This window comes from Chryseobacterium proteolyticum (assembly GCF_046591535.1).
GTDB classification, from domain to species: Bacteria; Bacteroidota; Bacteroidia; order Flavobacteriales; family Weeksellaceae; genus Chryseobacterium; species Chryseobacterium proteolyticum.
The window spans coordinates 35,832-55,831 of record NZ_JBJLWK010000005.1; the positions used below are offsets into that span (position 1 = coordinate 35,832).

At 35.6% G+C, this 20,000-nt stretch carries 23 protein-coding genes and 1 pseudogene; 13 read left to right on the forward strand and 11 right to left on the reverse strand.

Annotated features, from left to right (window positions below):
* Positions 1-10: 10 nt before the first annotated feature.
* Together coaD and ACJ5H0_RS17770 are read right to left on the reverse strand one after the other, a co-directional pair.
* On the reverse strand, positions 11-484 hold the full coding sequence (coaD, locus tag ACJ5H0_RS17765; protein WP_172283599.1) for a pantetheine-phosphate adenylyltransferase: 474 nt from the start codon (positions 482-484) through the stop codon (positions 11-13).
* Positions 485-486: 2 nt separating this feature from the next.
* Entirely contained in the window at positions 487-1,479 is a 993-nt protein-coding gene (locus tag ACJ5H0_RS17770) for a D-alanine--D-alanine ligase (protein WP_172283601.1), read from the reverse strand.
* 156 nt (positions 1,480-1,635) lie between these two features.
* Here ACJ5H0_RS17770 and ACJ5H0_RS17775 point away from each other — a divergent pair, with 156 nt between their 5' ends.
* From ACJ5H0_RS17775 to murI, 6 genes are all read left to right on the forward strand, one after another.
* On the forward strand, positions 1,636-2,538 hold the full coding sequence (locus ACJ5H0_RS17775) for a PASTA domain-containing protein (protein ID WP_411251046.1): 903 nt from the start codon (positions 1,636-1,638) through the stop codon (positions 2,536-2,538).
* The gene (locus ACJ5H0_RS17780; RefSeq protein ID WP_411251049.1) at positions 2,462-2,746 is read left to right on the forward strand and encodes a hypothetical protein; all 285 of its coding nucleotides are present in this window, start codon (positions 2,462-2,464) and stop codon (positions 2,744-2,746) included. Before ACJ5H0_RS17775 ends, ACJ5H0_RS17780 begins: the two co-directional genes overlap by 77 nt.
* A 71-nt stretch (positions 2,747-2,817) precedes the next feature.
* On the forward strand, positions 2,818-3,882 hold the full coding sequence (locus tag ACJ5H0_RS17785; RefSeq protein WP_172283605.1) for an RluA family pseudouridine synthase: 1,065 nt from the start codon (positions 2,818-2,820) through the stop codon (positions 3,880-3,882).
* A gap of 51 nt (positions 3,883-3,933) precedes the next feature.
* Complete coding sequence (locus ACJ5H0_RS17790; RefSeq protein WP_172283607.1) at positions 3,934-4,884, forward strand: PorP/SprF family type IX secretion system membrane protein; 951 nt, start codon at positions 3,934-3,936, stop codon at positions 4,882-4,884.
* Positions 4,885-4,934: 50 nt separating this feature from the next.
* The gene (gene hemW, locus ACJ5H0_RS17795; protein ID WP_411251053.1) at positions 4,935-6,059 is read left to right on the forward strand and encodes a radical SAM family heme chaperone HemW; all 1,125 of its coding nucleotides are present in this window, start codon (positions 4,935-4,937) and stop codon (positions 6,057-6,059) included.
* Between the two features lie 61 nt (positions 6,060-6,120).
* Entirely contained in the window at positions 6,121-6,951 is an 831-nt protein-coding gene (gene murI, locus ACJ5H0_RS17800) for a glutamate racemase (RefSeq protein WP_411251056.1), read from the forward strand.
* Between the two features lie 57 nt (positions 6,952-7,008).
* On the opposite strand, the gene ACJ5H0_RS17805 is transcribed toward murI, so the two are convergent.
* Positions 7,009-7,608 carry a nitroreductase family protein gene (locus tag ACJ5H0_RS17805; RefSeq protein ID WP_306614562.1) on the reverse strand — a complete coding sequence of 200 codons (600 nt, stop codon included), beginning with the start codon at positions 7,606-7,608 and terminating at the stop codon, positions 7,009-7,011.
* A gap of 84 nt (positions 7,609-7,692) precedes the next feature.
* Here ACJ5H0_RS17805 and ACJ5H0_RS17810 point away from each other — a divergent pair, with 84 nt between their 5' ends.
* Positions 7,693-8,040, forward strand: a complete 348-nt coding sequence (locus ACJ5H0_RS17810) for a winged helix-turn-helix transcriptional regulator (RefSeq protein ID WP_172283622.1) — start codon at positions 7,693-7,695, stop codon at positions 8,038-8,040.
* Here the strand turns inward: ACJ5H0_RS17810 and rsmD are convergent.
* The 5 genes and pseudogenes from rsmD to ACJ5H0_RS17835 all read right to left on the reverse strand — a co-directional run bounded on the left by rsmD (position 8,037) and on the right by ACJ5H0_RS17835 (position 10,420).
* Positions 8,037-8,615 carry a 16S rRNA (guanine(966)-N(2))-methyltransferase RsmD gene (gene rsmD, locus ACJ5H0_RS17815; protein WP_273650685.1) on the reverse strand — a complete coding sequence of 193 codons (579 nt, stop codon included), beginning with the start codon at positions 8,613-8,615 and terminating at the stop codon, positions 8,037-8,039. The two genes, ACJ5H0_RS17810 and rsmD, sit on opposite strands and share 4 nt — an antisense overlap.
* 70 nt (positions 8,616-8,685) lie before the next feature.
* Entirely contained in the window at positions 8,686-9,402 is a 717-nt protein-coding gene (locus ACJ5H0_RS17820; protein WP_273650686.1) for a DUF3822 family protein, read from the reverse strand.
* 18 nt (positions 9,403-9,420) lie between these two features.
* Positions 9,421-9,693 (reverse strand): Smr/MutS family protein, encoded by a 273-nt coding sequence (locus tag ACJ5H0_RS17825; RefSeq protein WP_411251061.1) that lies wholly within the window; start codon positions 9,691-9,693, stop codon positions 9,421-9,423.
* A gap of 40 nt (positions 9,694-9,733) precedes the next feature.
* On the reverse strand, positions 9,734-9,916 hold the full coding sequence (locus ACJ5H0_RS17830) for a hypothetical protein (RefSeq protein ID WP_411251063.1): 183 nt from the start codon (positions 9,914-9,916) through the stop codon (positions 9,734-9,736).
* A gap of 8 nt (positions 9,917-9,924) precedes the next feature.
* Positions 9,925-10,420: pseudogene (locus ACJ5H0_RS17835) on the reverse strand (metallophosphoesterase family protein).
* A gap of 102 nt (positions 10,421-10,522) precedes the next feature.
* Here ACJ5H0_RS17835 and ACJ5H0_RS17840 point away from each other — a divergent pair.
* Entirely contained in the window at positions 10,523-12,070 is a 1,548-nt protein-coding gene (locus ACJ5H0_RS17840; protein ID WP_411251066.1) for a serine hydrolase, read from the forward strand.
* Between the two features lie 60 nt (positions 12,071-12,130).
* Here ACJ5H0_RS17840 and ACJ5H0_RS17845 read toward each other — a convergent pair whose 3' ends face one another.
* Together ACJ5H0_RS17845 and ACJ5H0_RS17850 are read right to left on the reverse strand one after the other, a co-directional pair.
* Positions 12,131-13,180, reverse strand: coding sequence for a T9SS type A sorting domain-containing protein (locus ACJ5H0_RS17845; protein ID WP_411251068.1), 1,050 nt, complete (start codon positions 13,178-13,180; stop codon positions 12,131-12,133).
* Positions 13,181-13,393: 213 nt separating this feature from the next.
* Positions 13,394-13,870 (reverse strand): SixA phosphatase family protein, encoded by a 477-nt coding sequence (locus ACJ5H0_RS17850; RefSeq protein ID WP_273650691.1) that lies wholly within the window; start codon positions 13,868-13,870, stop codon positions 13,394-13,396.
* Positions 13,871-13,986: 116 nt separating this feature from the next.
* Between ACJ5H0_RS17850 and ruvX the strand changes: the two genes are divergently transcribed.
* The 5 genes from ruvX (at position 13,987) to ACJ5H0_RS17875 (ending at position 17,557) form a co-directional block, all read left to right on the forward strand.
* A complete protein-coding gene (gene ruvX, locus ACJ5H0_RS17855; RefSeq protein ID WP_172283638.1) occupies positions 13,987-14,403 on the forward strand; it encodes a Holliday junction resolvase RuvX in 417 nt (138 codons plus the stop codon).
* Positions 14,400-14,972, forward strand: a complete 573-nt coding sequence (gene def / locus ACJ5H0_RS17860; protein WP_172283640.1) for a peptide deformylase — start codon at positions 14,400-14,402, stop codon at positions 14,970-14,972. The genes ruvX and def overlap by 4 nt, the downstream gene beginning before the upstream one ends.
* An 80-nt stretch (positions 14,973-15,052) precedes the next feature.
* The gene (locus tag ACJ5H0_RS17865) at positions 15,053-15,613 is read left to right on the forward strand and encodes a DUF5606 family protein (protein ID WP_172283642.1); all 561 of its coding nucleotides are present in this window, start codon (positions 15,053-15,055) and stop codon (positions 15,611-15,613) included.
* A gap of 289 nt (positions 15,614-15,902) precedes the next feature.
* Complete coding sequence (gene mazG, locus ACJ5H0_RS17870; RefSeq protein WP_172283644.1) at positions 15,903-16,676, forward strand: nucleoside triphosphate pyrophosphohydrolase; 774 nt, start codon at positions 15,903-15,905, stop codon at positions 16,674-16,676.
* Complete coding sequence (locus ACJ5H0_RS17875; RefSeq protein WP_411251074.1) at positions 16,676-17,557, forward strand: SdiA-regulated domain-containing protein; 882 nt, start codon at positions 16,676-16,678, stop codon at positions 17,555-17,557. The genes mazG and ACJ5H0_RS17875 overlap by 1 nt, the downstream gene beginning before the upstream one ends.
* Before the next feature lie 184 nt (positions 17,558-17,741).
* On the opposite strand, the gene ACJ5H0_RS17880 is transcribed toward ACJ5H0_RS17875, so the two are convergent.
* On the reverse strand, positions 17,742-20,000 hold the full coding sequence (locus ACJ5H0_RS17880; RefSeq protein ID WP_411251077.1) for a BamA/TamA family outer membrane protein: 2,259 nt from the start codon (positions 19,998-20,000) through the stop codon (positions 17,742-17,744).

Below are 20,000 nucleotides of genomic sequence, written 5' to 3' on the forward strand. Positions count from 1 at the left end.
CAACCGTTATTTATTTTTTTGTCTTCTCTACTCTTACCGCTTCAGGAACCAGAAGTTCATACTCTCCGTTGTGGTTGATGATTTCCCTTACAATGCTGCTGCTGATAAAAGATTTTCCTGATGAAGTTAATAAAAATACAGTTTCAAGCTTCTTATGGGCCAAAGTTCTGTTGGTATGGGCAATTGCTTTTTCAAATTCAAAGTCTGCAGGATTTCTTAATCCGCGGATTATGTATTGTGCATTTTTTTCAAAACAATAATCAACAGTAAGGCCTTCAAAATAGTCAACCTCTACGTTGGGAAATTCTGCAACAGAATTCTGGATAAATTCCATTCTTTTTTCAAGCGGGAACATGTATTTCTTTTGGGAATTCTGTCCGATGGCAATAATTAATTTATCAAAAAGGGGAGCGGCTCTTTCTATAATGTCATAGTGACCTAGAGTAATAGGATCGAATGATCCCGGAAAAACAGCAATTTTCATAATTAGTTTGGTTTTTTCGCTAATGCTTTTTCAACTTCATTTCCACAAAGATCCATTATGGATATACCGTAATGTTTTGCCTGCTGTGGAAGAATACTTGCCGGAGAAAATCCCGGGTTTGTATTCATTTCGAGCATATAAGGAATGCCGTCCATCAATATATATTCACTGCGTGAAAAACCACTCATTCCTAAAGAGTCATAGGCCTTTTTTGAAATTTCTTCAACTCTTTTTGTTGTTTCTTCGTCAATTCTTGCAGGGGTTATTTCTTCTGAAGCACCTTCGTACTTGGCTTCATAATCGAAGAATTCATTGGTAGGAACAATTTCCGTAATCCCCAAAACAATTGTCTCTCCTTTAAAATCAATTACCCCTACAGATACTTCCATTCCATCCAGGAAGCTTTCTATTAAAATTTCATGATCTTCCTTAAATGCAACTTCTGTCGCCGGAAGTAATTCGGACTTTTCTTTTACTTTAGTAATTCCTAATGATGAACCGGATTGGTTAGGCTTTACAAATAGGGGAAGACCAAGATAGTCTACTATTTCATCAACATTAATATTTTCACCCTTTCTCAGATAAATACTTTTTGCTGATGGGATACCATATTTGGACAGAACTGCTAAAGTGTCCTTTTTATTAAAAGTTAAGGCACTCTGATAAAAATCACAACCCGTATAAGTTTGCCCTATAGCATCCCAGTAGGCCTGAAGTATGCCGTTCTCACCAGGTGTTCCGTGAATGATATTAAAGCATACATCAAACTTCAATTGCTCATTATTTTCCAATGTTACAGAGAAGTCTCCTTTATTGATCGGATATTCCTTTTCGTTCTGATCCAGAAAATACCACTTATCCTTTAAAACAACTACTTTATATACATCATACAGATTCCTGTCCAACGAATCATAAATTAATTGACCGCTTTTCAGGGAAACTACGTATTCATCAGAATATCCGCCCATAACTACGGCAACACTTTTTTTGCTCATAACCAAATAGTATCAATTAAGGCAAATTTAATCATTTTATGTAATGCAACAGGTGAAAATCCGAAATTTTGAAACCAAATATGAAATGTGATAAATAAAAAGTACATTCTAAAATTATTAGCTATATTTGCCATTATAATTAAAGTATTTTTAAGTATGCTTAAATCACTTTTCAACTGGAAAGTTTTACTGAATTTGTTAATAGCCATCGGTGTTTTTATAGGGTTGGTATGGCTTACATTTCGTTGGTTAGAATACCATACGAATCATGGTCAGGAAATTCCGGTTCCCAATGTTGTAAACAAATCCGTTCATGAGGCGGTAAAAATATTAGATGATGCCGGTCTGGGCTATGAAGTAGATAGTGCTGCTTATGATCCAAAATACAAACCTTTCCAGGTTTTAAAGATGTCTCCTACTCCTGGTTCCCATGTAAAGGATGGAAGAGCTATTTATCTGATCGTAAACCCGAGAAGCTGGGCTCCGGTTGCAATTCCTGATGTTATTAACAAATATTCAGGTCTGGCTTTCCAAAGGATAGATCAGGTAGGTCTGAAAGTGGGAGATACTATCTTCGAGCCTAGCATCCAGAAAGATGCAGTACTTAGAATTTTATTTAAAGGAAACCCTATGAAACCAGGATCGCTGATTCCTAGGTTCTCAACGATAGATGTAGTAGTTGGTTCAGGACCCATGAGAAATATATCTATTCCTAATGTAGTTGGCTTAACGGTAAAAGAGGCCAGAGCATTAATTACAAGAAGTATGTTTGAAGTAGGACTGGTAGAACATGAAGATGGAGGTAAAGATGAATCTGATATTATCTATTATCAGGATCCTGCTGCAGGAGATGTAAGAGATCAGGGAATGCAGATGGACCTCTGGGCAAGTAAAAAGACTCCGGCAGAATTGCGTTCTAAAATAGAAGAGCTGAACTCCGTATACCGTATGAAGGTAGATACTTCGTTGCCACCTATACAATATGAAGAAGTTCCTGTTCATCAGCAGCCTGTTTACGAACCAGTTCCTGTACCACCAGTGGTTCATAAAAAAAATTGAACCTGCTAAAACGGAAGTTTCTAAAACTCCGGTTTCAAAACCTGCGACTGCTGATACGAAGCCGAAAACAACAACCGAAAGTAAACCTAAGAGTACAACAACCAATACTCCTGCGGGAAATAATAATGCTGGAAATAATAAAACAGCAACAAATGGTACACAACAGCCAGCTCAAAAGCCAAAGGCTAAGAAAGTTGTAGTAGAGTAGTTACCATTTATTATTAAAAATACAGGCTTCAACTTATCATGTTGAGGCCTTTTGTGTAAAAAATAAAAATCATGACAGAAGATAACGAGGATTTTTTTGATGAAGAATTATTGGATTCCAACAATATTGATATTGATGAGGAAAATAAAGGACTGTATGAGCATTTCAATATTACTGTCGATAAAAACCAGGAGCCTTTAAGAATAGATAAGTTTTTACTGATTTTCAGGCAGAATTCTTCAAGAAATAAAATTTCGCAAACGTGCAGAGCAGGTAACGTTGTCGTAAACGGAACTCCTGTAAAACAGAATTACCGTGTAAAGCCGGGAGATCAGATTTCTGTTCTACTGGCCCATCCTCCAAGAGAAAATGTAATTATCCCTCAGGATATTCCGATTAATATTGTTTATGAGGATGATGATCTTGTTGTTGTAGATAAAGAACCCGGAATGGTTGTGCATCCTGGATTTGGAAACTGGGATGGTACTTTGGTAAATGCTCTTGCATTTCATTTTGCCAAAAATGGTGAGAAATCTGATCTGGATAGAGTAGGCCTTGTTCACAGGATTGATAAAGATACCTCGGGTCTACTGGTTATCGCCAAGAATGAATATGCATTAAGCTTCCTTGCCAAACAATTTTTTGACAGAAAGACGAAAAGATTATATTGGGCTTTTGTATGGGGGAATGTACAGGATGATGAAGGTACTATTCGGGGGCATATAGGGCGTCACCCTAAGAACAGGATGCAGATGTCGGTTTACGAGGATGGAAGCCACGGGAAGCATGCGGTTACGCATTATAAGGTTTTGGAAAGATTCAGATATATGACCTGGGTAGAATGTAAACTGGAAACGGGAAGAACCCATCAGATCAGGGCTCATTTTAAACATATTGGCCATACCCTTTTCAATGATGAAAGATATGAAGGTCATACGCCTTTAAGAGGAGTGAATTTACCTAAATATAAGCATTTTATTAAAAATGTTTTCGAAATCCTGCCAAGACATGCACTTCATGCCCATACCTTAGGTTTTATACATCCTACCACTAAACAGGAATTGTATTTTGAAAGCCCAATGCCTCAAGATATGGCGGATGCTGTAAAAAAATGGAGAAATTATTTGGAAAACTAAAAATATATTGAGATTTTTTTTATATTTGTTGAATTGAAATCAAGATTTGTTATGAGAAAACTATATGCTATAGTGTGTTTGGCTCTTTTGTCAAATGCATACAAAGCACAAGAAACACTACCATATTATCAACAATATCTTTTGGATGGTGAGTTCCTGTTCAACCCGGCACAATACGGTAAAACAGATTATGTTCAGCTCAACCTCAATTATCAACAGCAATTTTCAAAATTTAATGAGTCTCCTAATGTGCAGTCAGTAGGGATCAATGCTAACATTTTTGATAGAGTTGGTGCAGGGATATCTGTTTTTAGAGATAGTAATGGTCCTATTTCAGCAGGAGGTATTACAGCGGGTGCTTCTTATTTTATTCCGCTTAGTAGTGAAGGAGAGAGAAAAGATCAGTTCTCATTCGGTACCAGTGTTAGTTTTTACAATATGAATTTTGATTATACTAAAATCAATACTGAAGATGGGTATGATCCTTTATTGCAGGGTACGGAGAGTAATATTTTCATGGCATATGCCAACTTTGGTTTAGCCGCGACTTTTAGAAATATCTTTGCCGGAGTATCGGTTAATGATATTGCTTTGACGAATGACGAATCTATTGTGAATGGTCGTGAGCCTTCTCCTATCAAGTTCTTCTTAAACTTAGGATATGACTGGCATTTCGCAGATAATATGTACGTTACACCATCTGCATTAATCAATTTGAATACGAATTCTACAAGAACAATTGATTATAACTTGATGGCCACATTCTTTAATGATATCAATTCATTCTCTTTTGGGGTAAGTTACAGATCAGTTCAGAACAGATTTGATAACCAGCAATTAAGTATTTCACCACTAGTAAAAGTAAGATTCAATAAGTTTATGATCGGAGCAACTTATAATTTAGGTTTGTCTGATATTCAGACTTATGGAGGAAACAGCTTTATGATCGGATTAGGTTATAACTTCGATAACTTTATTAATCATAGAGGATATAGATATTAATCAATTTAATTTAAATAAATTTGAGCTCTGAATTTTTCAGAGCTTTTTTTATGATTTATATTCACATTCCTTTTTGTAAACAAAAGTGTAGTTATTGTAATTTTCATTTTTCAACATCTTTACAGTCTAAAGATGAGGTGCTTTCTGCTATTAAGAAAGAACTTTTTTTAAGGAAAGATGAATTACATAATACAACACTACAGTCGTTGTACTTTGGTGGCGGAACACCTTCAATCCTATCAGGAGATGAGATCAATTCAATTGTTGATGAGGTATTGAAGTATTATAGTTTTGAAAAGGATGTAGAAATTACTTTGGAAGCCAATCCGGATGATCTGGATAAGACCTTCCTGAGAGATCTCTCAAAATCACCGGTTAACCGATTGTCAATCGGAACGCAAAGCTTTTTTGATGATGACCTTAGGTTGATGAACCGTGCTCATAATGCTTCACAGGCAGAGGATTCTATTAAGAGAGCACAGGATTTCGGTTTTGAAAACCTGAGTATTGATCTGATCTATGGATCTCCCACTTCTAATTTGGAAATCTGGAAAGAAAATCTGAATAAAACAATTGCCCTGGATGTTCCTCATATCTCTTCTTATGCACTGACCGTAGAGCCTAAGACGGCATTGAACGACTGGATTTTGAAAGGGAAAGTGGCTACACCAAAAGAAGAAGAGCAAAATAGAGAGTTTTATTATTTGTCAGACTTTTTAAAAGATAATGGTTTTGATCATTATGAGGTATCTAATTTTGCTAAACCAGGATTTTATTCAAGGCACAACTCGTCTTATTGGAAGTATAAAGAATATTTGGGACTAGGACCCTCAGCCCATTCATATAACGGAGCTGACGTGAGAAGTTGGAATGTCGCAAATAATCAGCTTTATGTAAAGAAGCTGAATTCAAATTCTTTGGCTAAAGAAACTGAAATTCTATCGCAGGAAGACCAGTTTAATGAGATGATCATGATCGGATTACGGACGATATGGGGAGTGGACCTGGATAAACTGAAGAATAAGTTTTCTCCTGAAATAGTTGAGAAATTTGATCAGGAGATTAAAGAAAAGATAGCTGACGGCATACTTGTTATTGAAAATAATCATTTGAAAATACCGGAAAAGCACTGGTTTATGGCGGATGGAATTGCTTCAGATCTGTTCCTGATTTGATTGTAAAAGTTTGATGTAATACTGGTGAAATTCATTATTTTTGTATAAAATTTCAACTCTTTTGAAAACTAAGAAACAAGACTATTCGCATCTTTCGGCTAAACAACCTATCGGAATTTTTGATAGTGGTGTAGGAGGTTTAACCGTTGCTAAAGAAATTAAAAGGCTTCTTCCTCATGAAGATCTTATTTACTTTGGTGATACCAAGCACCTTCCTTACGGAGAAAAGTCTCGTGAAGCTATTATAGAATACTCTACCAAAATCACAAATTTTTTATTGGAGCAGAATTGTAAAGCAATTGTTATCGCCTGTAATACAGCAACAGCAAATGCTCTTAATGAAGTGATGCAGACAGTTGCCGGAAGAGTTCCTGTTATTGATGTTATTAATCCGGTTGCAGAGAAGGTATCTTATGAGATCCACACCAATGTTGGCGTGATTGCTACAAAAGCAACTGTGAATTCAGGGCTGTACAAAAAAAGTATAAGAAAGCATAATAAATGGATCAAAGTGGATGAGCTGGCAACTCCGTTGCTGGTTCCTGCCATTGAGGAAGGATTTAAAAACCATCCGATTACACATGCGATCATTTACAATTATTTAAGCAATAACAAGCTAAAAAATATTGAAACATTGATATTAGGATGCACTCATTATCCTTTATTAATTGATGAGATCAAACAATATTACGGAAACCGTGTTCGTGTTATCGATTCCCCGAATATCGTGGCAAGCCATTTGAAAATTATTCTGGATAAATACAATCTTTTAAACGATCTTAATGCCAAGCCAAATTATCACTTTTATCTTTCGGATCTGACGAAGAATTTCGAAAAGATATCCAAAAAGTTCTTTGGTAAAAGTATAGACCTGGAATTGAAAGTATTATAATATAAAAAGCTGTTACAAGGAATGTAGCAGCTTTTATTTTAATCAACATTTAAAAAGTTATAGTTCTACTATTATTTTTTCTGATTTCAGTCTTTTCTTAGAGGTGATTGTCGGTTGATTAGTGTCCGTTCCGGATCTTTCTCCGATAGTGACAGCAAATAGAGTTTCATAAAGATCATTCTTCAGGATATTATCGTACTTGTCCGTTTCAATTCCTTCCATAGGAGTGGAATCTATTCCCATTTCGGCGCATGCAGCAAGCAATACACCAAGAGAGAGATATACCTGATGGGCTAACCAGGCCCGTATTGCAATGTCACCTTTAGGTTTTACCATCGTTTTATAGTAATTAATCGATCCTTCAGGTAAATTTTCCTGAATTTGCTTTTCAAAATCTTCAACGTTTTTCAGAACCTGGAAGACAATGAGTTGACTGCTGTCCAATACTTTCTCCTTATTAAAATAAGAAGCTTCAGCCAATTGTTCTTTTATTTTCTGATTATTTACAAAAATAAAATTCCATGGCTGGCTGTTGATAGAAGAAGGGCTCAGGTTGAGGATTTCCTTTAATTCAAGAATTTGTTCTTCGCTTACTTTACCTTGTGGATTATACTTTTTCACAGTATACCTGGTTTTCATTTTGTTTAAAAAATTCATAATTTTGTACTATATTTTTTATAGTTGCAAAACTAATTTAAGTTTAATAAATTTGCAAGAACGGTCAAAAAGGATAGTAGTAAAATGTATACAATAGATAATAAAACGTACCCGTGTTGTACAAGTATCACCATGAAATTTATTGGTGGGAAATGGAAGGCAGTGATTTTATACCATCTTATTGAGGGTGCAAAAAGATATAATGAGATCAGGAAAGATATTCCTACCATTACGGAAAGAACATTAAGCCTTCAATTAAAACAATTGGAGGAAGACGGTATTATCAGTAGAAAGGTTTATACGGAAAAACCACCATTAGTAGTGGAGTATGCCTTAACTGATTTTGGAAAGACGCTTCTTCCTGTTTTGAATGAAATTACAAGATGGGGAGACGAAGCGATCGCCAATTCCAAAAAAATAACCAGGAATTAGAGTTCCTGGTTTTCTGTATCTGATTGAGTTGGTTCAAAAAAGCTGAAACTTACGTTTCCATATTTTCTGGTATCTATAAGATTCGGGTGTTCAAATTTTAAGCGACTCTGATGCTCTATAATAAGAACTCCGTTTTCTTTTAGGTATTTATTGTTTAATACCAAAGAGATGATTTCATAGTATTTCTTCTCTTCAGTTTCAAAAGGAGCATCGGCAAAAACAATTTCAAAAGATTTTTTATTTCTGAATTTCTTGAGCCAGTCCACCACGTCCCCTCTTTGCACATTAACCTGTAACGACATGTCCAGTTCGGATGCCGTAGAATTAATGAAGCTTGTATGTTTGGGGTTCATCTCTACAGAAGTTACATCCTGACAGCCTCTGGAGGCAAATTCTAATGAAATAGAGCCTATTCCTGCAAAAAGATCAAGAACAGAGATCGATTGCATATCATATTTATTTTCCAGAATACTGAACAGAGCTTCCTTTGCAAAGTCAGTAGTTGGCCTTACATCAAAGTTTTTTGGGGCGGCAATTTTTTTGGCTTTCCATCGGCCGGAAATTATTCTGTACATGTTGTTTAGATGTTAGATTGTTGGTAATGGATGCAATGTAAGGTAAGACCTGGCGTCTGCAACCTGTGACCTAATTAAGTATAAAATTCTTATTAGGAACGTTATCATATACAATTTTCAGGTTCTTTACGAATTTTTGTAATTCAGAAATGAATGTTTCATTTTCAGTGGTTTCTCCATAAGCATAGAAATTGGTTTCATTGATTCCAAATCCTATTTTACTTAATGTGAACATTACAAAATAAAGAAAATCAACCTCAGAATTGACATCCAGATTATTGTATAAGATCAGTTTTTTATTATCCAGGGCAAAAAATTCACATTGGTTATGATAAAGGTTAATGTGGATTTCTTTATTGTTTTTATGGCTGATTGAATTCAGGAATTTTTCTCCTGAAAAATTAAAGTGAACGGGAACGGCCAGCTCCTTTATCTTTTTATAAAAGTTTTTAGGAAAAGTATAATAGAACTGAATCCTGAACTTTTTATTAAGGGACAGCATCAGCTCTTCATTGTCCTTATCCACAGGAGCATTGAATGCAATAAGATCATATCCTGCCTCATGTTCTGAAAATCCTTCAGGCATAAGGGTAAAATGGTTCAAGGCTGAAATGACAGAAATCTCATCGAACCTTTGCTTTATTAAAACTTCATCCAGTTTCTCAGCGATAAAATTTTTAGGAGACTCTTCATTAACGAAATAAGATTTCTCTTCCAAAATGCTTTTATTCCTCGCAATTTGGTAGATTAATCCGTCTTTTGTAAAAAGTAAATTAAGTACGTTCATATTTCTATTGCTGCAAATTTAGTGAAATTCTACCATTACCGCACCTGATTGATGATGAAGTATTTCCTTATTGTAAAAATCCAGATCGGTCTGGCTTTCTAAAACATCTAAAACCATCCTTTGCAGAACACCGTCTCCAATGCCATGAACAATTTCCAACCGTTTAAGATGATTTTTCCGGCAGAAGCTCAATGTATCGATTAATTTTTCCTTTTGGAGGAAAAGTCTCTCGAATCCGTCATAATCATTTGGGTTTTTAACGAGATTATGAAAATGCAGGTCGAGAACCATATGATTTTTCTGATGTTTCTTTGAAGTGATTTTTTTGGGTTCAGCCTTTTTTTACCACTTTTATATTATCATATATGGAAGCATTTTTCGGAACCAGCTTTTCCTTTGGATACTGATGGGTAAAACCATATTCATCTTTAAGAACAACAATATTTCCTTTTACGGAAGTTACAACCCCGCTTAAATCTTCATCTACCACAGAAACCTGATCTCCAATCTTCATATGTATTTCTATTTTGGACCTAATTCAATAATTTCCAGATCTTTTACTTCTTCACCATCGACCACAAAACGCATCATTGTTCTCACTTTGTGCCACCCCTGTTTTCCGCATGCCCCCGGATTAAGGTGAAGTAAATTATTTTTTGCATCAAACATCGCTTTCAGAATATGAGAATGTCCTGAAATAAATAGCTTAGGAGCTTTTTCTCCAATTTCTTTTTTTAGCTATTGCGGTATATTTTCCGGGATAACCTCCGATATGGATCATAAGAACTTCCAGATTCTCACAGAAAAACCTGTTTACCTCCGGAAATTCGGACCGGATTTTTGCATTATCAATGTTTCCGTAAACGCCTTTTAGTGGACCGATTTTCTCAAGTTGTTCGATCACTTCAAGACTACCGAAATCACCACAGTGCCAGATTTCATCAGCGTCTTTGGCATATTCCAAGATCCTGTCATCAATATAGGAATGAGAGTCGGAAAGAAGAAGGATTTTAGTCATTATCTTACATTTTCTTTCAGGGATATTCTTCGTGTTTAAAATAAAGTTCAAATTTACTTAATAAATGTCGAATTGATTAACTTTGAGAAAATTTAAAAAATAATGAAACAGAAAATTTCCTTTTTCATTTTTCTTTTGACAGTCGGCTTGATGAATGCACAGGTTGAAGAAAAAAAACTGGATGAGCTCATTCAAAATACCTTAAAAACCTTTGATGTTCCGGGAATGTCCGTTGGAGTGATTAAAGATGGACAATTGATCTATTCGAAAGGATTCGGAGTTCGTTCTTTGGCTTCAAAACAACCCATGGACGAAAATACTCTTGTAGGAATTGCTTCAAATTCTAAGGGATTTACCTGTACGGCACTGGCAATTCTGGCAGACGAAGGAAAACTGAAATGGGATGATAAGGTTTCAAAATACCTTCCTGAATTCCAGATGTATGATCCGTACGTTTCTCAAAATGTAACCATAAAGGATCTGGTAACTCACAGGGCAGGATTGGGATTAGGACAGGGAGATCTGATGTTTTTTCCGGAAGGAGGAAGTCTTACGGTAAATGATATCGTCCATAATGTAAGATATCTGAAACCTGAAAATCCTTTCAGAACAACGTTAGATTATAATAATATCATGTTCATTGTTGCAGGGGAGGTTATTCACAGGATTTCCGGCTTAAGCTGGGCAGATTTTATTGAGCAAAGAATTATGAAACCTGTCGGTATGAACTCCAGTTTTGGAAGCTATAACAGGGCAAAAGGGGTAACCAATAAAATTGATGCCCATGCTCCGGTAGATGGAAAAGCAATTGCTGTTCCCCACGACTGGAATGAAACAGGAAATGCAGCCGGAGGGATTATGAGTAATATCAAAGATATGACGACCTGGGCCCAGTTCTTATTAAATAATTTCACAACGAAAGATGGAAAGAAACTGGTTTCTGATAAACAGGTACAACAGTTATGGAGTCTGCAGATACCTAGTGGGGTAGCCCCTAAAAATCCTTATGATACAAGCTTTTACGGATATGGAATGGGATGGTTCCTGAGTGATGTTAAAGGACATAAACAAATTCAGCACACAGGAGGGCTGATCGGCACCGTAACCCAGTTTACATTGATTCCGGATATGAAATTAGGGATTGTCGTTTTAACCAATCAGCAGTCCGGAGCAGCTTTTAATACCGTGACCAATACTTTAAAGGATTCTTATCTGGGAATTGCAGACCGGAATTGGCTCAAAACATACGGGGACAGAATGGCTAAAATGAATGCTGAATACGATAAACAAAAGAAGGAAGCTTTTGAAAAATCCGAAACATTTAAAAAGAATAAAAACCTACAGCCAAAAGCAGAACAGTTTGTTGGAAAATATAATGATATCTGGTTTGGGGATGTAGAAATTACCCAGCAGGGAAATGCTTACAGAATCACATGTGAAAATTCTCCGAGATTAAAGGGAGAATTGCTTCCTTATTCCAACAATTCTTTCATTATCAAATGGGATGATAGAAGTTATGATGCAGATGCGCATATTATCTTTAATTATGATGAAAGCGGGAAGGCTGAATCCGCAAGGCTAAAAGCTATTTCCGATGTGACGGACTTCAGTTTTGATTTTGATGATCTGGATTTAAAAAGAATTCTGTAATATAAATACAATAATAATCCGGGCTCTAATATTTGTTAGAGCCCGGATTATTAATATAAACTATTCTTTAATGAATTTTTTAATCAGATCTCCGGTCTGAATGGTATAGGCTCCCTTTATCAGTTGACTTATATCGATATTATTTCTTTCGAGTTTTCCGGACAATATAAGTTTCCCTACCATGTCATATATTTTATATTCTTTTGATGGAGGGTTCATAACTGTTATGAAATCCTTAGCAGGATTGGGATAAATCTGTGTTTTATTTTTGTACTGTTGTTCAGAAACAGACAAAGCACCCAGATCAGCTTTTAATAATGAGCCTCCGAAGAAATCCGTAATAAAAATCGTGTTATTTTTTACGGCTAATCCTGATGGGTAGCTGAATTCACTGGAGACAATACCATCGGAAACTATTGGATTAGCCAGGGTGAAATTTAATTGGGAAATTTTAGAGGCTCCTGCTTCAGAAATATATAATTGATTTCCATGAGAGGTTAAACCGGAGGGATAACTTAATCCCTGAGCTATTGTTATTGGGGAAGTAGAACTATTAAGTTTAAATTTTGAAACTCTTCCTTCAAACCGTTCAGTGTAGAAAATTTCATCTCCGATTATTTCCAATTCAAATGGAGATGCTGCGGATGTAATATCCACTAATTGTGGGATCGGTTGGCTTACATCTATTTTGGCAATCTTATTATCTCCCTCAAGAGCCATATACAGGTCATTTCCAACGAATTCAAGCCCTAGAGGACTGTTTACATTCGTCAGGATAACTTCAGGCACCGGATTGGAAATACTGAGATTGATCCTTGAAATTTTATTTCCTCCAAATTCAGAGATATATAGATATTTATCTTTTAATGCCAGACCATAAGGTCTGTTTACTCCTGTAACCACATCCACTGGCGTGGCGCCAGGATTATCGAGGTTTATCTTTACCACTTTATCCAAGGCATAAATGCCGATATACATTTCATTGTCTTCAATGATCATGGGGTTGGGTGTATTCAGATTGGTAATAAATGAACTGGCCGAAACCTGTGCGTAAATTGTGTTCCCTGTAAGCAACAGGATCAACAGTAAGAAATAGAATTGTTTTTGCATTATTATTTTTATTTAGAATAAATATTAATAAAACAAAAATATTTTATTCTGAATACAATGACAAAAAGGGCAACATGATATTTGCCCATATATTAGAAACTGTTATGTATAAAAGCGGAACTGGAGATATGATATTTATAAAAATTTTCTCATGCATTATGCATAAGAAAGGAGATTGTAAAAAAAATAAAACAATAAATTTTTAAAATAATTTTAGATTTTTCCAGGTTCGTAAAAAAATAAAAGCTTTTTCGTTGCTCCATCAAATTCCGACCATGAATCACAGTTTATTTCAAAACCGGCAACTCCGCAGGTAGGAAAATGAAAAATATCCTCTGATATAGAGTTGGCAAAATTGGAAATTCCGTTGTTGTGTGAAAAAAATGCTACCGAATTATGATGGTCATCCAGGTTGTAAATTACAGATTCAAAATTCCTTTCTGAAGGGTTGTATAGCTTTTCATCAGTCATATAATTCAACTGGTATGTCTGATTGAAAATCTTACAGGTATTCAATGCACGAACCGCTGGGCTCGACACTAAATAATCTATAGAAATGCTATTGTTTTTTAAGAATCTGGACATGTTCATTGCGTCCTCCAAACCCTTGTCTGCCAAAGGTCTGTCAAAATCTTCAGTTTCTTCCGGCCAGTCGCTCTTTGCATGTCTCACAAGAATGAGTTTCTTCATAATTTCGTTTTTTGGAAGATTAAAATTATAAAAAAAAAATATGGAATGAAACATGATTTATAAAAAAAAACTACGTTGTGAATAAAATCATTAAAATTTACTAAATTTGCAAACCTATGGGACAAATCCTTGCAATAGACTATGGAAAGGCCCGTTGTGGCATTGCAACAACGGATGACATGCAGATTATAGCGAGCAGCCTTGATACTGTAGAAACAAAACATATACTGCCTTTTCTGAAAAAATATTTCAGCGAAAATAAGGTAGATGATGTGGTAATAGGACTTCCGATAGATTTAAAAGGAAACGTATCCGAGGTGGAAACAGATATTTTACAATTCATTGATGAATTTAAAAAAGAATTTCCAACTATTTCCGTTTACCGTTTTGATGAAAGGTTTACTTCCAAAATGGCATCATTTTTTATTTCCCAGAGTGGGAAAAGTAAAAAAAAGAGAGAGGAAAAGGGTTTAATAGATAAAATAAGTGCAACCATCATATTGCAGAATTTTTTAGAACAAAGAACAAGATGATTCTACCAATAAGAGCCTTTGGGGATCCTATTTTAAGAAAAGTAGGCAAAGATATAGACAAAAATTATCCCGATTTACAAGAACTGATTGATAATATGTTCGAAACTATGAATAGTGCGAACGGAATTGGCCTTGCAGCTCCGCAGATTGGCCTAGATATTCGTTTATTCGTAATAGATGTAACTCCTTTGGCTGATGATGAGGATTATGAAGATATCAAAGAAGAATTGAAAAGCTTCAAAAAAGTTTTCATCAACGCTAAAATTCTGGAAGAATCCGGGGAAGAGTGGAAGTTTAACGAAGGCTGCCTTTCGATTCCGGATGTGAGAGAAGATGTAAAAAGAAAGAGCACAATCCTGATCGAATATTATGACGAAAATTTTGTGAAGCATACAGAAACTTTTTCCGATATTAGAGCCCGCGTAATTCAACATGAATATGATCATATTGAAGGGACATTATTTACCGATCACCTTAGTGCCTTAAAGAAAAAGCTGGTAAAAGGTAAATTAACAAAAATATCTCAGGGGGATGTAAGCATCAACTACAAAATGAGATTTCCGAAGTAACAGGTGTATTTAATTATAAACAAAAAATAATAGACAGTAAAAGGTTTCTACTGATTACTAAAAATTAAAAAAATAAAATTATGTTGTTAGAAAAAATAATTTCAATCTCTGGAAAGCCAGGACTTTTTAAATTAGTTTCTCAATTAAGAAACGGATTTATTATTGAAGATGTATCTACAAAGAAGAAAGTAAGTATAGGAAACTCAAGCCAGGTGAGCTTGTTGGATAACATTGCTATGTTTACATTTGATAAGGAGGTTCCTTTGTTTGAGGTTTTTGAAAATATTGCTAAAAACCAGGATTACAAAGAAACAATTTCTCATAAATCTTCTGACGCTGAGTTGAAAGAATTTATGGCAGCTTCTCTTCCTAATTATGATACGGAGAGAGTATATGCTTCTGACATCAAAAAACTAGCACAGTGGTATAATATCCTTCACAAGGCAGGATATATTACACCTGAAAGCTTTGTTAAAGCTGAGCCTGAAACTTTAGACCCGGCACAGGATGAAGTTGCTGTTACTGAGAAAGCAGCCCCTAAAAAAGCAGCTCCAAAAGCAGAAAAACCTGCTACTCCAAAAGCAAAAGCTTCAACAGGAGCAAAAGCTGCTACTAAAAGTACACACAGAAAAATGGGATAATCCCTTTGCCCTGATTTAAAATAAAGCCTTGTTGAGAATTTTCTTAACAAGGCTTTTTTAATAAAAAAAAAGTACCGGATAAAATTTTTAAAGCCAAAAAAAATCTATTCAAAGGCTTCTCCTTAATTTTGCATCTAACATCTAACATCTAACATCTAACATCTAACATCTAACATCTAACATCTAACATCTAACATCTAACATCTAACATCTAACTTTCCCCACGAAGTTTTGTACCCAAGTTAAAATAACCCTTACATTTGTATAAGATTGAATTCCCAATTGACCTATGAATACCAGACAAGAAAAATTAGACGCTTTCGGAAGATTATTGGACATTATGGACGACCTTCGTGAAAAGTGCCCGTGGGATCAGAAGCAGACCTTACAATCTCTGCGTCATCTTACACTTGAAGAAACCTATGAACTCTCTGATGCTATCTTACAGGAAGACCTGCAGGAGATCAAAAAAGAATTGGGAGATGTATTGCTTCACTTGGTTTTCTATGCTAAAATAGGTTCTGAAAAAGAAAGTTTTGATATTGCAGATGTCATCAATTCCCTTAATGAAAAGCTTATTTTCCGTCATCCCCACATTTATGGAGATACAGAGGTGAAAGATGAAGAAGAAGTAAAGCAGAATTGGGAAAAACTAAAACTGAAAGAAGGGAATAAATCCATTTTAGGAGGGGTACCCAAAAGTCTTCCTAGTATGGTAAAAGCTTACCGGGTTCAGGATAAAGTGAAAGGAATTGGATTTGAATTTCATGATGCGGAGGATGCATGGAAGAAAGTAGATGAGGAACTTGAAGAATTTCATGCTGAAACGGATCTTGAGAAAAAAGAGCAGGAACTGGGAGATGTATTTTTCTCCCTGATTAATTACGCACGGATCACCGGAATTAATCCTGATTCTGCCCTGGAGAAAACTAATTTAAAATTTATCTCAAGATTTCAGAAGATGGAAGAGATGGCGTCGGAAAGAAATCTGAATTTAGGAGAAATGTCCCTGGAAGAGATGGATTTGCTTTGGGATGAAGTTAAAATATTAAATAAAAATTAATGAAAATGTATATCTTTTGTATGGTAACCTCTCTTTTATTAATGGGATGTAATCCTAAAAATTCAGAACAAACTAAAGAAGATACTTTAAAAGTAGAGTTTTCATTACCTAAAAAATTAAAAGAAGTTTCCGGTATTACCTTGTCTCCGGATAAAAAGACAATATGGGCTATAGAAGACCAGGGAAATAAAAACCGGGTGTACGGACTGGACACAAAGGGAGCATTTGTTTCGGATGTGTTGGTGGAGAATGCTGAAAATAATGATTGGGAAGAAATTACCAGCGACCGTGACGGAAATATCTATATTGGTGATTTCGGGAACAATGATAATGACAGACGCAATCTTTCTATTTTGAAAATTGATTTAAAAGATGCCTCTCAGACAACGACAAAAGTTACCCAGAAGACCAGCTTTCATTATGAAGGACAAACAGAGTTTCCGCCTAAAAAGTCAAACCTTTTATATGACTGTGAAGCTTTTGTTGAGATGAACGGAAATTTTTATCTTTTTACTAAAAACAGAAGCAAAGGTTTTGACGGGAGTTTTCTGATTTTCCGTGTACCCAATAAAGCAGGTGATTTTGAAGCAAAGCTAATGGGTAAATTCAAGCTGGATGGAAAGTATGCCGATGCAGCTATCACAGCAGCGTCAATCAATAGTAAAGGGGATCAGATCGTATTGCTGAATCATAAAAATGTGCGTATCGTTACAGGCTTTACTCCTGATGACTTTTCGAAAATTAAAGTTCAAAAAATTTCATTACACCATAATTCGCAGAAAGAAGCGGTTACTTTTGTGGATGATAAAAATCTTTTAATTGCTGATGAAAAGGATAAGAAGGATGGAGGTAATGTTTATCTTTTTACATTAAAACCTTAGAGATAATTTTCAGTTAAGCGGACGTGTGAATCAGCACTTCCTTTTAAATTGATCTTTCGAATATAATATAAAAAAGTCGCGCAGAAATTTCTGTGCGACTTTTTATTATTTTAATAACGTATTCTAAAGCTTTTTTGTATTGAAAAATGTAAAATTTTTAACAATAAAAATGGATAGTGCCGTTTTAGAAATTCATTCCTACGCCTGCAGAAATTCTTCCCCCGTCAGATCCATAGAAATAGTTTAATCTTGCGGAAAACATTTCGACAAGGCTTAACCATAAACCAACTCCTGCAGCCTGATGCCATTTTCTGGAATTCTCGTTATCATTCCAAACCCGTCCCAGATCATATCCAACCAATATACCCAGATTAGCCGGAATAATATTGTTTTTGATCCTTCCAAAGTCCCAACGGATCTCGGAGTTGTTAGTAAAGTACGATTTTCCGGAAAACCGGTCATTTCTGAATGCCCTCAAGCCATTGTTACCCCCGATACTTGCTGCCTGATAAAACTCAAAATTATTGTTGTTGATCCACATTACATTATTGGAATTCGAAAAAACAAAATTTGCTTTTTTATCGATCCTGTGATGAATATTTAATGATCCGTTTACAAATAAAAAGTTTCTGTCGAAGTCCGAGAGATTGGTTTTCCAGTTTACGATCGCGACAAATTCCAGGCCTAAGGTAGGAAAAGCGTTATTATCTAGGTTTTTGAAACTAAAGGTATAATTGGCTCCTCCGAATTGCTGACTTTTGAAAACACCAGGATTTACATCAGGAGATTGATCCACAAAGCGGTCACCCTTTCTCTGTACCTTATTGTCTTCAAAGGTAAGCTGAAACTGATGGCTTAAATTAAGCCAGCTCTTCTTTGAAATGGAAGGGGCAAAATTAAATTTTGAGATCCTGGCCCTGTTGTACTTTGCTTTAGTATCCTCACGGTCATATTCACTTTCATTGGATAATCCAAAGAAGTTTTCGGAAAAACGGGGAGTAGTATAGGCTGCATCAAGATTGAAATCCCATCCTGAAATTGCTTTCTTAAAGATACCTTTGTAAGCAAGGCTGAAACCTGCTGTATTGGTGTAAAAATTGGCTTTTAAACTATGTTTCTGTGTAAATGGATCACGAACGAAGTTGTTTACTGTATAATTGGCTAAAACACCGATAATCAATCCGTCATCCGGGTTGTAATCTGCATTGGGATAGCCGGCAAAGAAGTTATACTTTGGATGCTTGTAATTATAGGTGTTGACATCATAATCATCGGAAATATGTTTGGCCGCTGAACCTGCGTTATAGGTATTCTTTTGGGATTTAAAATCATAGATGCTGATCTTTCTTCCGTTGGAAACATTATATACATCGTGATTATCTCCTCCCACCAATCTGATATTCATTTTAGGTTTGCCGTTTCCTGACACGTCGTAAACATCATCATCTTCAAGACCGTAGATCCAAAGCTCTTTGGTTTTATTGTCGTAATATGTTTTTTCAAATACCAATTCAGGGTTTTCACCTTTATCGTCAAGTTTATACTGTTTAACATCAACGGAATTTGCATTTTTAACGATTACAAATTTATCCTGGTTTACAGTTCCTGCTAACGGAACTTTTTCCTGTAAAACATCATAATACTGGACAGCATAGTCCTGTAGTTTTTCTTTTCTTAATTTTAATTTTCTCTGAATATCCTCACTGGTTTCATCTCTAACCTCTTTCGGCAAATGATCGAATGCTTTATTGATATCAGCATCAGTAAGGTGCTCCTGAATATATTTTGCCTGTGCAATCCATTCTTCCTGTGTTGAACCTTTTAAGAAAACAAGATCAATAGGATAAGGTTCTGTAGCCAGGAGTTTTACACTTTGAATGTCTTCCTTGAACGTTTTCATATGGCGGATAGCCGGAACGTTCATGATCAGTTTAAATGCAGCACCGTCATACTTGCTGAAAGCCTGGTCACGGTCTCTTGGAATCGGCTTGTAGATGATTTTATCACCGTCTTTATATTCTGCCCATTTCCATTGATCGGAATGTCTGTCCCAATCTCCTAAAAGCATATCAAAAATTCTGGCTCTGATGTACGATTCTTTGTCGACAGAGTATTTATAATTTTTGGATAGGTTTTTCAGGACATCGTCGGTTGAAAGAATATCTCTTGCATTGTCCAGGGATTCAAGCGTTTTAGGATCTGAAGAAAAGCGTTCTTCGATCATGTACATTTCGTCACCGTAATGTTCATTGTAATCTCCAAGGGCCTGTTGTTTTGGAATATAGAATAATCTTGGATTACTGTGCGTAATATTTACTTTTTCCGCCAGATTTCCAACAATAAATGGAGTGAACGGATGACTGGTTGTATAGAAGTCAAGCAGGAATTTGTCCGGAAAAGTGTCATACAGTTCCTCTCCGAAGGTACTTTTTTTAAAGGCCAT